The organism is Peptostreptococcus equinus (assembly GCF_027125355.1).
GTDB classification, from domain to species: domain Bacteria; phylum Bacillota; class Clostridia; order Peptostreptococcales; family Peptostreptococcaceae; genus Peptostreptococcus; species Peptostreptococcus equinus.
Genome location: NZ_CP114052.1, coordinates 311910 through 328730, shown reverse-complemented (window position 1 = coordinate 328730; position 16821 = coordinate 311910). Strand labels below are relative to the sequence as shown.

11 protein-coding genes and 1 other annotated feature are annotated in these 16821 nt (G+C 29.7%); all 11 genes read right to left on the bottom strand.

All coding sequences use genetic code 11. The features are described 5' to 3' along the window. Positions 1-8: 8 nt before the first annotated feature. Positions 9-593, bottom strand: coding sequence for a DUF3793 family protein (locus O0R46_RS01705; protein WP_269311883.1), 585 nt, complete (start codon positions 591-593; stop codon positions 9-11). Positions 594-685: 92 nt separating this feature from the next. Next, positions 686-2059, bottom strand: a complete 1374-nt coding sequence (argH, locus tag O0R46_RS01700; protein WP_269311882.1) for an argininosuccinate lyase — start codon at positions 2057-2059, stop codon at positions 686-688. Between the two features lie 71 nt (positions 2060-2130). After that, positions 2131-3342: an argininosuccinate synthase gene (locus O0R46_RS01695; RefSeq protein WP_334307487.1), complete on the bottom strand. Its 1212-nt coding sequence runs from the start codon at positions 3340-3342 to the stop codon at positions 2131-2133. A gap of 116 nt (positions 3343-3458) precedes the next feature. Beyond that, positions 3459-4298 (bottom strand): transporter substrate-binding domain-containing protein, encoded by an 840-nt coding sequence (locus O0R46_RS01690; protein WP_269311880.1) that lies wholly within the window; start codon positions 4296-4298, stop codon positions 3459-3461. A gap of 192 nt (positions 4299-4490) precedes the next feature. Continuing rightward, positions 4491-4700, bottom strand: a binding site (T-box leader). 118 nt (positions 4701-4818) lie between these two features. Next, positions 4819-8415: a SpaA isopeptide-forming pilin-related protein gene (locus tag O0R46_RS01685; RefSeq protein ID WP_269311879.1), complete on the bottom strand. Its 3597-nt coding sequence runs from the start codon at positions 8413-8415 to the stop codon at positions 4819-4821. A gap of 16 nt (positions 8416-8431) precedes the next feature. After that, entirely contained in the window at positions 8432-9304 is an 873-nt protein-coding gene (locus O0R46_RS01680; RefSeq protein ID WP_269311878.1) for a class C sortase, read from the bottom strand. A gap of 41 nt (positions 9305-9345) precedes the next feature. Continuing rightward, positions 9346-10179: a class C sortase gene (locus O0R46_RS01675; RefSeq protein WP_269311877.1), complete on the bottom strand. Its 834-nt coding sequence runs from the start codon at positions 10177-10179 to the stop codon at positions 9346-9348. Positions 10180-10266: 87 nt separating this feature from the next. Further along, positions 10267-11175 carry a class C sortase gene (locus O0R46_RS01670; RefSeq protein ID WP_269311876.1) on the bottom strand — a complete coding sequence of 303 codons (909 nt, stop codon included), beginning with the start codon at positions 11173-11175 and terminating at the stop codon, positions 10267-10269. 12 nt (positions 11176-11187) lie between these two features. After that, positions 11188-12111, bottom strand: coding sequence for a Cna B-type domain-containing protein (locus tag O0R46_RS01665; RefSeq protein WP_269311875.1), 924 nt, complete (start codon positions 12109-12111; stop codon positions 11188-11190). A 136-nt stretch (positions 12112-12247) separates the two neighbouring features. Beyond that, a complete protein-coding gene (locus tag O0R46_RS01660) occupies positions 12248-14335 on the bottom strand; it encodes a pilin N-terminal domain-containing protein (RefSeq protein WP_269311874.1) in 2088 nt (695 codons plus the stop codon). A 572-nt stretch (positions 14336-14907) separates the two neighbouring features. After that, positions 14908-16740, bottom strand: a complete 1833-nt coding sequence (locus tag O0R46_RS01655) for a cell wall-binding repeat-containing protein (protein ID WP_269311873.1) — start codon at positions 16738-16740, stop codon at positions 14908-14910. Positions 16741-16821: the final 81 nt, after the last annotated feature.

Below are 16821 nucleotides of genomic sequence, written 5' to 3'. Positions count from 1 at the left end.
CAATCCTCCTATAATGCATATTTATTTAGATGAGGCCAAAATAAAATCTCCTCTAAACACTTACCGCTATTTAACAAGGTTATAGAATAAATTCTAAGTTTATCGTAAAGGTCAAATAATTTCTTTGCTCCCTTCGTATTCTCATATACCTTCCAATAACCACAGTACTCATAGTTCTTACCTTTATTTTCTATAAATCCTACTACATCATTGTATGGATATCCTAGAAATAAACCAATCTCATGCGGAAAATTGAAATCCCTTGTTCTAATTCTCAAATTGTTTATGTAATACTGTAAATTATCTATATTTTTATATCCATAATTTGCAAGCATTGCCTGAACTTGATCGCTCTTTAAGTAAGCCAATAGAGAGGCTTTTTTATAAACTAAAATAAGCATTCTATTATCGCACTCGCATATTTTTGAAATTTCCAATCCAAATTTATTAAATTTTTCATTATATAAATCTACTACTGTATTTAAGTTAGGTATCTCAGATTTTGACACAGAAACTAAGTTAGATACTTTTTTATTTAACAATACAGGAGAACAAAAATATGCCAATGTACGTTCAAATTTTTTATTAGTCATAATTAACCTACCTCATCTTTATTTCAATTGATTATTTATATCAATCAATTTATATTTTCATTATAGGTTAAATGATAATAATTGTCAATAACTTATTTCAAAAAACTTTTCAAATTTCTAATATTATTTTTAACCTGTTCTATTGCAGGTCCTCCAATAGACTTTCTATTTGATACACAAGTTTTTACATCTATAAAATCATACACATCAACTTCAATTTTCTGAGAAAACTCTTGGTACTCAAAAATATTAAGTTGGTCTAAAGATATATTTTTGCTTATGCAATAAAATACTATTTCTCCAGTAATTTTATGTGCATCTCTAAAACTTATACCTTTCTTTACAAGATAATCAGCTAAATCTGTTGCATTTGTATATCCACCCTTAGCTGCTTCAAGCATATTATATTTTTTTATTTTCATAGAAGTAATCATTGGAGTCATTATTCTCAAACATTTTTCCCATGTTTCAATACCATCAAATAAAACTTCTTTATCTTCTTGCATATCCTTATTGTAAGATAAAGGAAGGCCTTTCATAGTGGTAAGTATGCTCATTAAATCACCATAAACTCTACCAGTCTTGCCTCTTACCAATTCCGCTGCATCCGGATTTTTCTTTTGTGGCATCATAGAACTTCCTGTGGCAAATTCGTCATCTATTTCAATAAAATCAAATTCCTGACTTGACCATAATATCAACTCTTCACAAAATCTACTTAAATGCATCATTCCTATACTTGCATTTGCCAATATATCTATTATATAATCTCTATCACTTACTCCATCTATTGAATTCATACAAGCTGAATCAAATCCTAATTTTTGGCATGTATAATTTCTATCTATAGGAAAAGTTGTACCAGCTAAGGCTCCAGATCCAAGAGGCATCACATTATAAATATTCATCCATGCATCTAACCTTTGAATATCTCTTTTTGCCATTTCTGCATGAGCCATTACTGTATGAGCTAGGCTTATTGGCTGTGCCCTTTGTAAGTGCGTATATCCAGGCATTATTGTATCTAAATTGTTCTCTGCAAGTTTTATTAAAGCCTTTAGCCAGTCTTTTAACAGTTCCTTTAATTCTAATACTGCATCTCTAGTATAAAGTCTTACATCCAATGCCACTTGGTCATTTCTACTTCTAGCTGTATGTAATTTTTTTCCTGTATCTCCAATTTTATCTATTAAGAGGCTCTCTATATTCATATGTATGTCTTCTTGCGATACTGAAAATTCAACTTGTCCATTTTCTATATCATCTTCTATTTCTCTTAGAGCTTCTATAATTTCCTCAGAATCTTTAAGATCTATTATATTGCATTTAGCTAGCATTTCAGCATGAGCTATACTTCCCATTATGTCATAATGATATAATTTTTTATCAAAGCTTATGGAAGAATGAAAATCTTCCATAAGCTTACTTGTATCCTTTTCAAATCTTCCACCCCAAAGCTTTTTCATAAATGTCTCCTTTTGACTCTATAATTTTTCATATCAATAAATATGTTTATTCTTATTTAATATCACTTGTTTTACTTCATATTATTTTTCTTTTTCATCATAGCATTTACCTTTAGAGGTAAACCAAATAAATTTATAAAACCTTCTGCATCTGCTTGATCATATACATTATCTTCTCCAAATGTTGCTATTTCTTCACTATATAATGAATATGGAGATGTCATTCCTGCACTGTGGCAATTTCCTTTATATAATTTCATCTTTACTTGTCCTGTACAAGTTTCTTGAGTAGAATCTACAAAGGCATCTAAAGCATTTTTTAGAGGTGTAAACCAAAGTCCATCATATACAAGCTCTGAATATTTTATAGCTACTTGTGATTTATATGAAGCTGTATTTCTGTCTAAAGTTAAACTTTCTAGAGCTTTATGTGCTTCAAATAAAAGTGTTCCCCCTGGAGTCTCATATACCCCCCTAGATTTCATTCCCACTAGACGATTTTCAACCATATCTAAAATTCCTATTCCATGTTTAGCTGCAATTTCATTAGCTTTTTCCAACAATTCTAGTGGCTTTAATTCTTTTCCATTTATTGCTACAGGATTACCTTTTACATAATCTATAGTTATATATTCTGGCTTATCTGGTGCATCTTCTGGATTATTGCAAATTAAGCAAAGGTCAGAAATTGGTTCATTTTCAGGATTTTCTAAGTCCCCACCTTCGTGACTCAAATGAAGTACATTTCTATCCATACTATATGGGCGCTTCTTTGTTACAGGTACTTCAATTCCATGTTCATTAGCATAGTCTATAGCGTCTTCACGAGATTTTATGTCCCAAACTCTCCATGGTGCAATGATTTTTATATCTGGATTAAGAGCTTTTACTCCCAGCTCAAATCTTACCTGATCATTACCCTTACCAGTTGCTCCGTGGCATATATACTCTGCTCCTTCTTTTTCTGCAACCTCTACTAAAGCTTTTGCTATTAAGGGTCTAGCACAACAAGTTCCAAGCAAGTACTTTCCTTCATATTTTGCACCTGATTTTATAACTGGAAATACATAATCAGCTACAAACTCCTCTTTTAAATCTGCTATATAACATTTACTTGCTCCACTTTTTAAGGCCTTATCATATACTGCATTTAATTCATCACCCTGTCCTACATCTCCGCATACAGCTATTACTTCGCTACCTTCATAGTTTTCCTTTAACCAAGGTATGATTACTGATGTGTCTAATCCACCTGAATATGCTAATACTATTTTTGTCATTATATTTTCCTCCTAATTATCCTATTATTTTCTTTTGTTTATTACTACTTTTATAAATTTTTTCATTATTTTACTTTTTAGATTTTTATTGCTTTTAGCTAAATTTTCTATGCTAAATTTTACTTACTTGTTTGACTTGCAATCTCTATATTTTTGTCTAATATCTTTTGATATTCTCCACTATCCTTTAATTCTTTTATCAAATTATTTGCTTGTTGAATTAGTTCTTTATTATTTCCTTTCTTAAATGCCATTGCAGCTTGTTCTCCACCTGAATATGATTTAAGTTCTAAACCTTGAGCTAATTTTACACCTTGATATTGTTTTACATTAATTTGACCAACTACTGTACTAACTACAACAGCATCTATATTTCCATTTTTCAAATCACTAACTAAGTCAGGTACTGCAGGTAATGATTTTACAGTCTTTGCTTTTAATTTGTTTTTAGCGTAAATTTCTTGTGTACTTCCTTTTTGAACACCAATTTTTAAATTTTTCAAATCATCTTCATTAGCTAATTTTGACTTATTTGAATCACTTATAATCACTGAGTTAGTTCCATCAAAGTATACTTGTGAAAAATCTACTGCTTTTTTACGTTCCTCTGTAGGTGTCATTGCTGTTATCGCTATATCTATTTTTCCTGCTTGTAAAGCTGGAAGTAAGGCATCAAATTCCATTGATTTAATTTCCAATTTTACTCCTATTTTATCTGCCAATTTTTGTGCGAGATCTATATCAGCTCCAACTACCTTACTATTTCCATCCTTAGATGTTGCAAATTCAAAAGGTGGATATCCTGGAGCTGTACCCACTACCAACACTTTTTTGTCTTTTATAGCTTTTAAAGCTGATTCATTTTTATCTTTTGATCCACATCCAACTGACAGTATACAAAGGCATAATACCAATGCTAGACACATTATTTTACTAAGTTTTTTTAATATTTTTTTCATCTCTATCTCCTAACTAATATAATTTCTTCTTAATTGAATTTTCTTAAATCAAAAAAGCCTCTTAGGCTGTAAGCCTAAGAGACGAAAATTTCCGTGGTACCACTCTTATTGGTGTATAATTCTAAACACTATCTCATCCGGATTAAAATAATGCAATAATCATGATATAAAAAAAGCCTCTTGGACAAAAGTCCAAGAGACGAAAATTCCGCGTTACCACTCTTATTGATAGAATAAATACTACCCTCTCAAACCCTTAAGGCGGGCTGACCTGCTATAATACTATAATTTCCTATAGCAACCTCAAAAGCTCTCTTCACTATAAACTTCAATATCGAACTCACACCAAACTTCGACTCGCTGAAAATCCACTTATGTTACTCTCTTTATCATCGGCTTTATTTTGTTGATTTTTATTATATTAGTTTTTTTTATCATTGTCAACAATAATTTTCTTTTTTATAAAGAAATTGCAAAAAGTATATATATTATCTGTAAATATTTACTCTTTCAAAATGATTTATTTATATGTTTTTATGTAAAAACTTTTTGAGAAAAAACCAAGTGCAAGTATCAACGCACCAAATATTGTATATAAATACGTACCATTTCCTCCAGTGTGCGGATATTCTGGCAATTTCTTATTTTCTACATTTATTTCTGGTATTATTTCTTGTGTTTCACCATTACCAGTACCGTTTGCTGGAGTAACTTCAACACCCGTTTCAAAAGAGTAGACTCCTCTATAAGAATAGTAATCACTTGAATCCATAAAAGCCTTCAAATGCAAATCTTTACCTGTTTTATCGACATTACCTGTTATTTTCACAACATATGTTTTTTGGTAGGCATAACTCCCAAAGTTAATATCATACCTAGTACCCCCATACTGATATGATATTGGACCCGATACCGTAAAATTTTTAGTCACATCTGTATATTCGCTTGTATCCACTCCATAACTTGCAGGAGGATTCTTTCCATTTGTATCAAAAATCACTATATTTTTTATATCCGCAGAACTGTCCAGTCCGTATTCTTTTTCATAGTGATAATCGTATATTGATACAAGTGTATTGAATGCACCTAATCTTAGTGGGTTTACATATAAATACTGTGTAAACGTACCATTTGTTTCATCATATTCTGTAATCAAACCACCTAAATTTGATGTTCTTGCAGATCCATAACCTTCATAGTCAATATTTATGTTTTCACTATAATTTGTATTTGCCAACTTATTTGTTATACTAATGTACTGATTATTTTTGACTAAATTACGATTTATGAATAAAGGGAAATTCACATTAAAGTTTATTTTATTTAAACCATAAACAAAATTAGTAAATTTGAATCTAATTGTATTTGTATTATCCAATAACTCTCCTATAGCAAGCGGTTGATTATTATCACCATATATTACTATTGGTGCTGTATATGGATCTATACCTTTATTATCAACCTTCGGATCCAAGACGACATCAAAATAATCGCCTTCGCTGACATTAGCTCCATCAATTACAGTTCCAGAAAATTGTATTCCAAGTCTTCCACTCTGATTAGGATATATTGTATTTGTAGTACTCTCTTGATTACCACCCCTTGGATAATAAGAAAACTTATAATTTGATATAGTTATTTTATCTGACAAATCAACTCCATTTATCTGGTTAGGATCATCTTTTTGTACACTTAATGGATTTTCTGTCAGTTTAGTATAACCATTCTCATATACATTTACAGTCCAAGTTCTATCCGTACCTATATAGCCATTTGGAGCCTTAGTTTCTTTCAATGTATAAACGCCAGATGGTAAATTTCTAAACTCAATTTTTCCCTTACTGATTTCCCCTCTATAGATGCCCTTTGCATCTAAATTAATAGGAGCTGATTGATCAGTCAACTCTGTATACTTTCCATCGTATAAATCAAATGTAGCTCCCGAAATAAGTTCACCCAAAGAAGTCTTATTTATAATAAATTGACCTTTGTCTTTCTCCACTACTGGTGGAGGTATCAATTCATTTACTATTTTGATTGGCTGAACAACAGCTTCCTCTACCGTACTTCCACTATCAGTTTTTTTTAATTCAACCACACTACCATCATCCTTAACATAAAATCTAGTCTCAGATGTAATCTCTTTATATCCACTCGGTGGCTCTGTTTCTGTAAGTACATATACTCCTGGTTTTAAGTTGTCAAAAAGTACTCTTCCTGTATCTTTTTCTGATGTTTTATCTGCATTAAAACTAGGGTCACCTTCCTTTTTAAGGTTAAATTTAGCACCTGCTAAACTAGTTCCATCATTAGTTGTTTTTTTCAATTCAATATTAGCAGTTATTTTTTTAATGTTTATAACAGTTAAATTTGTTCCATCTATTGTAGATTTTCCATCTACTTTATCTTTGATAATATTAGTTTTTCCGTTTTCGTCTACATTAACTTTCCAAGTTTCATCAGTCTTATCATAATTATTTGGTGGAGTTTCTTCAGTCAATATATAAGATCCCTGAGGTAACTTATCAAATACAATCTTGCCATCTTGAGAATCTGACTCTAGACTATTATTATAATCTCCGCTTACAGATTTTAAGTTAAATTTAGCACCGCTTAGCTTTTCTTGACTATCACCCTTTTTAAAAATTGTAAAAGAACCGTAATTTATAGGGCTATTAATAACTTTAAGTACTAATTCATTGTTATTAGGTTTAACTATTATATCTGAAGAAGATGTACTAACATTAGTAGATATTCCCGAATTCTCACCTATTTTATTTGTAGAGTTTGAAAGTACTCCTGTCTGTACAAGCGCAGTCTTAACAGTTGAATCCACAGGATATTTCATTTCACTATCAATAGTAACAACATATGTATCTTTTGTATTATTAGGAAAATTTATTACCAATTTGCCATCAGTAATTGTAGGTGTAAAACTACTACTTACATCTTCTAACTTGCTCTTATCTAGTATTGGTGCATCAGATAAACTATCAGTACTCTTAAGCATATATATATTTACCTTTGTTTTAGCACTACTTATATCTGCCGTGTTAAAAGTGCTTATTCTAGTCAAATCTGTTGGAAATACAGTTAACTTTGGGTTAGTTCCTAGATCATTTTTATCCGTATTTACATAAAATAATTGTGTATACTTTCCTAATTGGTCATTTGTGTATAAAAATGCACCCTTTATATTTAGATTACCTGAACTTTTTACATCCTCATATTTAACTCCCCATGTTTGAGCAACTTCGGCATCCGAACTTTCTCTAACTTTTACTTCAAAATTATAATTTTGATTTTGTGTAGCTACATTCATATTTACCGAATGACCTAAGTTAAGTGAAAAGTTTATTTTGTCAGACGTACTTGCATTACTAGTAAAAGTATATCTAACTACTTTACCTGTCCCTTTGGATGGATCTTCTTGAACTAGTGTGGGATAAGCTATTATTTTATTATTCGAACCATAAATATTTGGATATGTTGATTTATCTGGTTGTAACATATTATAGTGCAAAGTATCAGAAACTTCTAATTCAAAATAGTCACCGCTGTTGATTTTTTCGCTAGTTGAAAAATTCAAATTTATTTTTATGTCATTTTCTACAGTTCCAACATCTATAGAACCAACAACACCTTCACTAGGACTATCATTATATTTCATAGTACCAGTATAAGATATTTTAGAACCAACATTTACTCCACCTGTTTCTATAGGTGTTATGTTATCACTTTTTTCTCCTACAAATACTCCACCATCGCTTCTTACTACTACTATCCATTCCTTATTTGAAATCTTGTAATCCTGTGGAGATTTAGTTTCTTTCAATACATAAGTTCCTGGTTGTAAATTAGCGAACTCAAATTTAGATAGTTGTTCACTGTCACCTAGCGTTTGCTTGTATGTAGAACCATTTTGTCCTTCTAGTGTAAATGTCGCACCTGCCAAACTATCTTGGTTTTCATTCACTTTATTTACTACTAGCTTACCGTAATTTACTGTCTCTGCCTGTACCTTATTGTAAATATCTGACCACATTTTTGTCGGTATATTTCCTATTGACATAAGCATTATCAAGGTTATTATTATAATTTTTCTTAATATTTTCAACTTCATCCCTCCTCATTTATTTTTCTCTATCCTCAATCAATTTATACATTTTTATTAATATCTTTATAATCAATATAAAAAATACCAAACTTATCAAATATGGTCCCATTTTTCTAAGCTTTATATTCATTGGTACCTTATCATTTCCTAAATATGTGAACAAACCATTATCTGTTGTTTTAGGACTATTTTCATTTTTAACATCTCGAATTGCACTTACAATTAATCTTTTATTATAATATGGTCTTTGCGTACATGTAAGTAGAGTCAAAACATCTTTATTTTCTATAGCTTTAATCTTGTCAAAATCTGTTGGATTAATTATTTCTTTTTCATATACAGAGTATACTAATGTTTTATTTAAGAATTTTATAATTATTTTGTCACCTCTATCCAGCTTTTTTATATGCATAAAAAATATCCTGTTATAGTATCCGTCATGACCTGCTATTACAGTTCTCTTACCTGCCCCTCCAATTGGTGGATCAGATTCCTTTAATACTGCAACACCCCTTGCAATCTTTTCATAATTTGCATCTAAATATAGATCAAAAGACTGTCCAAGCTTTGGTATTGATACGTATCCAACTTTATCGTTCGTGTTAATTCCGAGCTTTGAGTACTTAGATTGTTTATTATCTACATCTTTACTTGTAAATACATTTTCCAATTGAAAATCTTCATCTTTGATATTTTTCTTGTTCAATTTTTCAAGTTTTGATAATTTATTACTAATACTCTTATCTTTTGAAATTAAATTATTAAATTTTTCATTCTTATTAGCCTGACCATAATCATCTATAGACATACTAATAAACGGATAAGCAACTAGTAATAATCCAAGCAAAAATATCGTCAATGCGAAAATTTTCATTGTGTTTTTTTTCATTTTATTTCCCTTACAAGTATATACGTCAGTAAATACTTTTTTTATTTTTTTATAATTCTTATTAGTTCTATAACTTTCCTATTTTTCCTAAAAAATATTGCTAATAAGGACAATATTATCAAGAAAATAAATATTGATTTATATTTTTCTAATATTCCTTTTTTCTCTTGTTCTTTCACTAGCTTTGCATCAGGTAGGGGTATTCTATGGCCTCTTACCAATAACCTATGTGTATTTATCATATATGGAGTGCATGTTAGTAATGTCGCATAATCTTTATCTTTTACTATTTTAATAGGCCTAAAATCAGATGGCTCTACTGTAGTGATTTTATCTACTTTATATGCGAGTTTTTCTTTTATATTTACAATATAAAATATGTCTCCTATTTCCATCTTGTTCAAATCAGTGAATAATCTAGCTGATGGTAGACCTCTATGAGCTGTTATTACAGTATGCGTACTAGGTCCTCCGACTGGTAGACTTGTTCCTTGAAAATGACCAGCACCCTGTTGAAGAACTTTTTCATTAGTACCTGCTTTTATGATTATATCTTGATTTATCTTAGGTATTTTTATATGACCTATCTTTTCATGAACTTCCAACATTCTCGCATATTCTGCTATTCCTTTTTTCTGTATTTCACTAAATGGATCACCGATCTTTTCTGGCTTTAAAGTCTGATTGTATGCTGTCGCTAGTTTAATTCTTTTTTCTGCATCACTATTTATCAATTTTTTTGCCCTTTGATCAAAATCATTTACCTCTTGAGTCTGTAAGATTTGATAGTACTTTTGACTAGCCATTGGATATACCATAATTAACAAACCCAGAACAATAATTAATATCCATCCATATTTTTTTAAAGTTTTCACAAAGCGATTATTAGATTTTAGAAATTTATTTATGTAAATTTTTTCAAATTTTACTAATAGATTATTTTTTTGCATTTTAATATATCCTTACTTAACACTTTTTTTCTTTTTATTCCTTCTCAAAAGCAAATACACTAATAACAATAAAACTAGTATCACTATTCCTATTTTTATTAAAGCTGAAAATTTATATTTACTTTCTTCTTTATTCTTTTTGTCTTGATTATATGGGATTCTATGTCCTCTAACTAATAATCTATGTGTATTTATCATATATGGAGTACATGTCAACAAAGTAACATAGTCTTTGTTGGTATCAATAGCTAAATCTCCAAACTGTGTAGGTAATACTACTTTTATTTGATCAACTTTATAGGCTATTGTCCCTTTTATATTAGTAATATAAAAAGTATCTCCAATTTTTAATTTAATTAAATCAGTGAATAACCTGTTGTTTGGCAATCCCGTATGAGCTGTCAATACTGAATGTGTGCCCTTTCCTCCTATAGGAAGAGATGTATTTTCCATATGCCCTACACCTTTTTGAAGTACTTTTTCTGTAGTACCAGCATAAATAGGCAAATCCTCTTTTATTTTTGGTATAGATACATGTCCAATCTTCTCATTTATTTCCAACATCTTTGCATATGACTTTCTTCCTTCATCTAATCTCTTTTTTGTATATGGATCAAAAACTGTGTTGTTGGTTAAAGAATCATTATATGCTTTTGCCAAAGTCATTCTTTCTTCTACTTCTTTTGAAGTTAATTTTTTCGTTTCCTCATTAAAATCTTCTACATTTTGTTTAGATAAATAAGAATAATAGCTTTGACTTAGAAAAGGGTATGACACTACTAAAATCCCAACGATAATCATTGAGTTGACTATATAGTTGATTACTTTAGATTTTTTTTTCTTAACTTTATTATTATTTTTTTTTATATTTATTTTTTTCTCATGTTCTTTTAAATGACTGCCTTTATCTATATTATTCAAATTTCTACCTCTTTATCTTACCTTTTTATAGATTTTATAACCTATAGCCATCATTATAATACCAACACCAATCAATAAATAAATTAAATTATCTCCTGTTTTTATAAGTGAGCCTAAATTTTTAGAATTGTTGTTATTTGCCTTATTAACATTATTTTCATTAATGCCACTTTCGTTCTTGCCGTTATTTTCTTTTGTATTAGTAATTATATATGTATTAGTTTTTTCATTATATTTTTGACTTGAAACGTATCCTGATGGCACTATCTCTTTCACTAAATATTTTATATCTTTTCCGTTCTGGTCTATCCTATCAAGGTTTTTGAAAGAGAATTTCCATTGATTTCCTTCATTAAGTTCTACTTCATTTATCTTTTTGTCATTTGCGTATAAATGAACTTCTACCTTACTTAATTTTCCTCCAACCCACACTTTTTCTACATCTAACTTATCTTTGCCTGCTAATTGCTCTTCATTTGACTTAGGAAATACCCATGTCTCTGATTTTTCTGTTTTTATTGTGACTATTGAAGGTATTGCAAAATTTATCTTTTCCCATTTCTTATCTTTTTTTTCAATTCCTATCAAATAATATGAACCTTTGTCTATATTATTTATGCTAGCTTTTCCATATTCGTCCGTATCAGGTGCTACTATCAAATCTTTAGCTGAATATTTTTTTAAAATTGTATCTAAATCCAATTTTTCTAATTCCAACATTTTTTCTTTTTTCTCGCTGTCAAAAAAATCAGTGTTATCACTAATTTTCACTAGTCCAAATTTCTTTCCACTTACGTCTTTTTCTGTATTTACGTATTCAATCGATAATGAACTTTGATTTTCCATGGCTTTGGCCACCGGAATTTTTGTTGCCACAAAGGTCAACGCAACTACTAAAGTAGTCATAATAGCTAAAATACACTTATTTTTTTTCATTAAAACTCTCCTCTATCCTATCTATTTACGATTTTTGAAATTCAAAATTATACTTTTTCTCAACAAAAAGTTGAATACTTTTTATTCAACTTTTTGTTGAGAAGCCGAAAAACTCGGCAACTCATATATTTTAGTATTATTCTATACTAGAAGTTCTCTTTTTAAGATATACACCAGCTGCAACTATTGCTATACCAGCAACTACAACAATAATAGATCCTATACCACCTGTCATTGGTATTGAAATTCTATTATTTCTAATCTGCATTGCATCTTTCTTATCAGTTGTATTAGCATTATCGTAGTCTATATCTCCTGCACTAGTATATGTATTGTAATCAACATTGAACTTAAACTCTTGTGTTGATGTAAGTGCATATCCATTTGGTGCTTTAATTTCTCTTAATGTGTATTCACCTTTTGATAAACCAATCACTTCAAACTGACCCTTATCATTAGATATTAGTTTTACTAGCTTGTTGACTGTATTATTAGATAATTCTTCATTACTAGTAGCTTGAATTTCTTTCCACTCATAGAATAATTTAGCCTTTTTATATGCCAAATCGCGTGCATCTTTTTTCTGCTTTATAGTTTCAGCACTTGCACCAGATTCATATACAAGCGTATCATTTTCATCAATTTTTACTTTTGCGAGTTCATCTCTATACTCTTTTTCTGCTTGTTCATATGCGTTTTTCTCATCAGTCATCTGCGAGTCAGACTTATAAGTTAGGAACTTACCTTCATTATTAGTAACCACAAATTCAGCTCCAACTAGTGGCTTTGTAGCATTACCTGGTTTTTCGTTGTTAGTTTTCACAAACTTTTTACCATGAGTTATTACACTTACTGGTTCTGGCTCTATTGGTTTAGGATTAGGATTTTTTTCATTCTTTATTTGTACATCCCCTGCAGTAGAGCTAGAGTAATTAGGTATTACTGTTCCATCGACATATTTTTCTATTACATAGTACTTTTCTGTATCTGATAAATTGTCAAATTCTACTGAACCAGTTGTAGTAGTCTTAGAATTGATTAATTTACCATCACTTTCTTTATATAATTCGAATGTTACTTCTTTTTGAACTGTTCCTTCACCCCAAGTTTTTGTAGCTTTTATTTTACCGTTACTTGGATTAACTGATTTAGGAGTAGAGTTTTCTGTAGGTCTATTACCCCAATCAAATATAACCTTATTTGGTTGTTTTACATCTACCTGAGCTTCACTGTTTAATGTAGCTGAATATTCAAGCGTGAATTTAACTTCTTTAGTTTTTGCAGCTGCTTCGACTTTAGATAAACCAGTTGCATTCAATGTAAGTATAAATCCGTGCTGAGTATTTATTATATTGTAGTTTTCTGTTCCAAAAACAGAACCATCCATTTTAATAACTACATTTTTATTAAATGTTAATCCTTTTGACATTTCATCACGCCACTGTAAAGTCTTATATGTAGATCCTTCAGATATTGTAGAATTAATTATATAAGGTACTTCATCACCCACACTTATACTTGGTATTTCTGTATTTTCTACTGATATTTTATTAGTGAATTCTTTATTGAACTTCTTAGTTGTAGTAGGTGCATTCTCAGTATTTTTTGGATATACATGTGCTACCTTAACTACACCAGTCTTATCAACTATAGGTAAAGTAAGTTCAACTGGAACGGCTTTCATCTTTGTTAATTCCTTATTATTGTCATCACCTTTATATGTTGACTTTGTTCTATCTTCAACAATGACAAATTTACCTCTTAATCCACTAGTCTTAAATTCAATACCTTGGTTTTGTGTTAGACCTCCTACGGCTTGTGTAATGTCATTAGTTCCCTCAAGTGGTTTTTTTGGTGTCAGATTATCTGTATCCTTTTTTACATATTGACCTCTAAGAGTAGAATCTGAATAGTCATCTGCAAATTTTAAGGCAAAGTATACCCCTGACACTTCTTTTGAATTTTGCCCAAAATACTTTGCAGTATCTGCTATTTGACCTCCTTGGTACACAGTTCCATCTAAACCTGTAGTTCCTGGGAACTTGTCACTAGATATACTAGCATCATCTAATACCATTTTATGTAATGTTACTGTATCAGTTGTATTATCGACATCTGCTGCTCTTGATACTAGAGGCGCTAAAATTGTAAGCATCATTACAAATGCCAAGAAGGTAGAAATAAACCTTAAAAACCTTCTCTTTTCTTTCCTTGAATTACTCATTGCTTTTACTCCTTTTCATTTTTTATTTGCCTGCTAATAGATTTTAATAAGATAAACTTCAGACTTTTATTTTTTGAATTATAATTATTTTATACTTATTATTTCTATTTATTACTTTTCATACTTTATTATATTTAATAAAATAATTAATAATTCAAACACAAAATTAACCTTTATTTAGATTTACTATAGCCATATTTTTGATTCATATTAGCCTCAATTTCACTTTTATTATTTTAACAGTTTTTATTTAAAAAGTAAACTATTCTATTTAAAATAATTAAATTATTTTTTATTAAACTAATTTCCCAAAGTTTTCAATGCAATAGATATATATCCAATAATTAAACATATATTCATATTGTGTCAAAATTACGGCTAATTATAAGCATAAAATAAGTCAAACACTATATTGTTTTATGAACTTACCAAATTAAAAAATCCTATCTCTTTTGAGATAGGATTTTTTAATTTGGTCGATAATATATAATCAAGTATTTTATTCCAAATTTTTGGAGAATTTATTAATTTAAAATATTATATTTTTATGCCTATGAAAATTTTTTATACAATTAATTTATATATCTTAATGTGTTTAAATAATGATATCCCCAAGTATTTGTAATTATACTCATAGGCTCTGTAACATATCCATCTGCTAGTGTGGCATGTATTGTCATTGGTCTATCTCCATTCTTTCCTATATAAAGGGCTGCATGGTTATATCCACCTCCATTAGGAGCTGCAGAATAATTTATATCTCCAGGTCTCATATTATTAAAGTTCGTAGGTATATATTTGAACCCATATTCATTTGCCTTTTGATATTGAAGCCTCACCATAATGTATCCACCTTCTAATTTTATATTCATATCATTGGGGCCCATCATTCTAATTCCAAACTCTTTATAAGCGGAATAAACAGCTCCACAGCAATACACACCTCTGGAATCTCTTAAATCTGATCCGTACCATTTAAATGGTAATCCATCATATTGTAGAGCAAAATTCACTATGTCTTGTCCTCTAAATCTTGATTTTGCATCTTCTTGTCTCAGCCAACCATTTTGTAACTCTATATTATTTGGACCATACCATTTCACACTCTTTCGTCTATATCCCTGAGCCTTGGTTCCTGTTTTCAATTCTCCATTTATTCCAAACCAGTATGCTCCTTCACCCGTTGACTGAATTATATCGCCTGAATACATATGATAATCACTTGGAGAAAAATAGTAGATGGAGTTGCCTATTTTTTTCCAACCTCTTATAAATCCAGTTTTTAGTTCAGAGTAGAATGTTTGTGAATCATTTTTAATCCATCCGCTTCTGATCGAACTATCTGTATTGAGTAAATACATCTTACTATCTAAATTTATTATTCCATTTTTTGTATCATTATAATTAAATTTTTTATTTGTTGAAGTTTCTATCAAGTAATTTTTTTCATTTTCAGTTATATAAGAATATTTGCCATCAATCTGCACAAATTCTGTACCTTTAATCGCTTGATTTACAGCTGCTTCCCAAACAGAATCTTGACCCCCTACTACATAAATTTCGTCTGCTTCCGCGCTTAGGTTTGTAGTTGATATATTTTTTGTTATTGGTACTAATACTACATCACTATTTCTACTATTTGCAATATTTACAGCACTAAGTGCATCCGCATAATCTCTTCCTGATACATATGTAATATTTATACTTTCTGTCATTCTTGCTATTTCAATAGATGTATCATATCTATTTTTTCCTGCTATTCTCTGCCCCTTACCTATTTCTGGAACACTATTTACACCTCCGAAAATGTAAGATACATTCATGCCTTCAGGTAGGGATATGTTGATTTTTGGATTAATCAACATAAGTCCAAGTTCTTTTTCTTTTAAAAACTTTGAAGAACTTAAAGCATCTGCATAATTAGTTCCATCAGCTAAACCTAAATTTTTATATTTAGTATCTTTCAATGTTTCTAAATTAGTAGCATATCTATCAATACCAGCTAATCTTTTTATTTCTATATTAATCCCTTTTATATTTTCTTCAATTTGAGCTGATATTGTTGAGTTTCCACCTACTATATATATTTTCTTAAAATTTGCTTTTTTAATATAATCTCTTAAGTTTTCATCACCTCTTACTAATAATAACTTTGCATTATATTTATTGCAAATATTTACCGCACTTAGAGCATCTGCAAAAGATGATCCACTCGCAAGAACTAAAACATCTGAATTCATGTATTCAGATGTTAGTTTAGATGTTTCATACCTATCATTTCCATTTACTCTAATAAATGTATTTGTTGCACTAGAAGAAAATGTACCTAAACATAAAGAAATAGCCATAGACAATGAAATCATTTTTATAGCTATTCTTTTAAATCTAATTTTATTAATTTTCATAGACTTACCCCCCTCATTTTGTTTTAAAATAATTATAACATAATTTAAATATTAAAACTGTAATAAGTCTATTTATAAATA

What these genes read in the sequence shown, in the direction of transcription:
- O0R46_RS01705 (WP_269311883.1), bottom strand. Translation starts at nt 593, where the DNA reads ATGACTAATAAAAAATTTGAACGTACATTGGCATATTTTTGTTCTCCT.
- argH (WP_269311882.1), bottom strand. Translation starts at nt 2,059, where the DNA reads ATGAAAAAGCTTTGGGGTGGAAGATTTGAAAAGGATACAAGTAAGCTT.
- O0R46_RS01690 (WP_269311880.1), bottom strand. Translation starts at nt 4,298, where the DNA reads ATGAAAAAAATATTAAAAAAACTTAGTAAAATAATGTGTCTAGCATTG.
- O0R46_RS01680 (WP_269311878.1), bottom strand. Translation starts at nt 9,304, where the DNA reads ATGAAAAAAAACACAATGAAAATTTTCGCATTGACGATATTTTTGCTT.
- O0R46_RS01665 (WP_269311875.1), bottom strand. Translation starts at nt 12,111, where the DNA reads ATGAAAAAAAATAAGTGTATTTTAGCTATTATGACTACTTTAGTAGTT.
- O0R46_RS01660 (WP_269311874.1), bottom strand. Translation starts at nt 14,335, where the DNA reads ATGAGTAATTCAAGGAAAGAAAAGAGAAGGTTTTTAAGGTTTATTTCT.
- O0R46_RS01655 (WP_269311873.1), bottom strand. Translation starts at nt 16,740, where the DNA reads ATGAAAATTAATAAAATTAGATTTAAAAGAATAGCTATAAAAATGATT.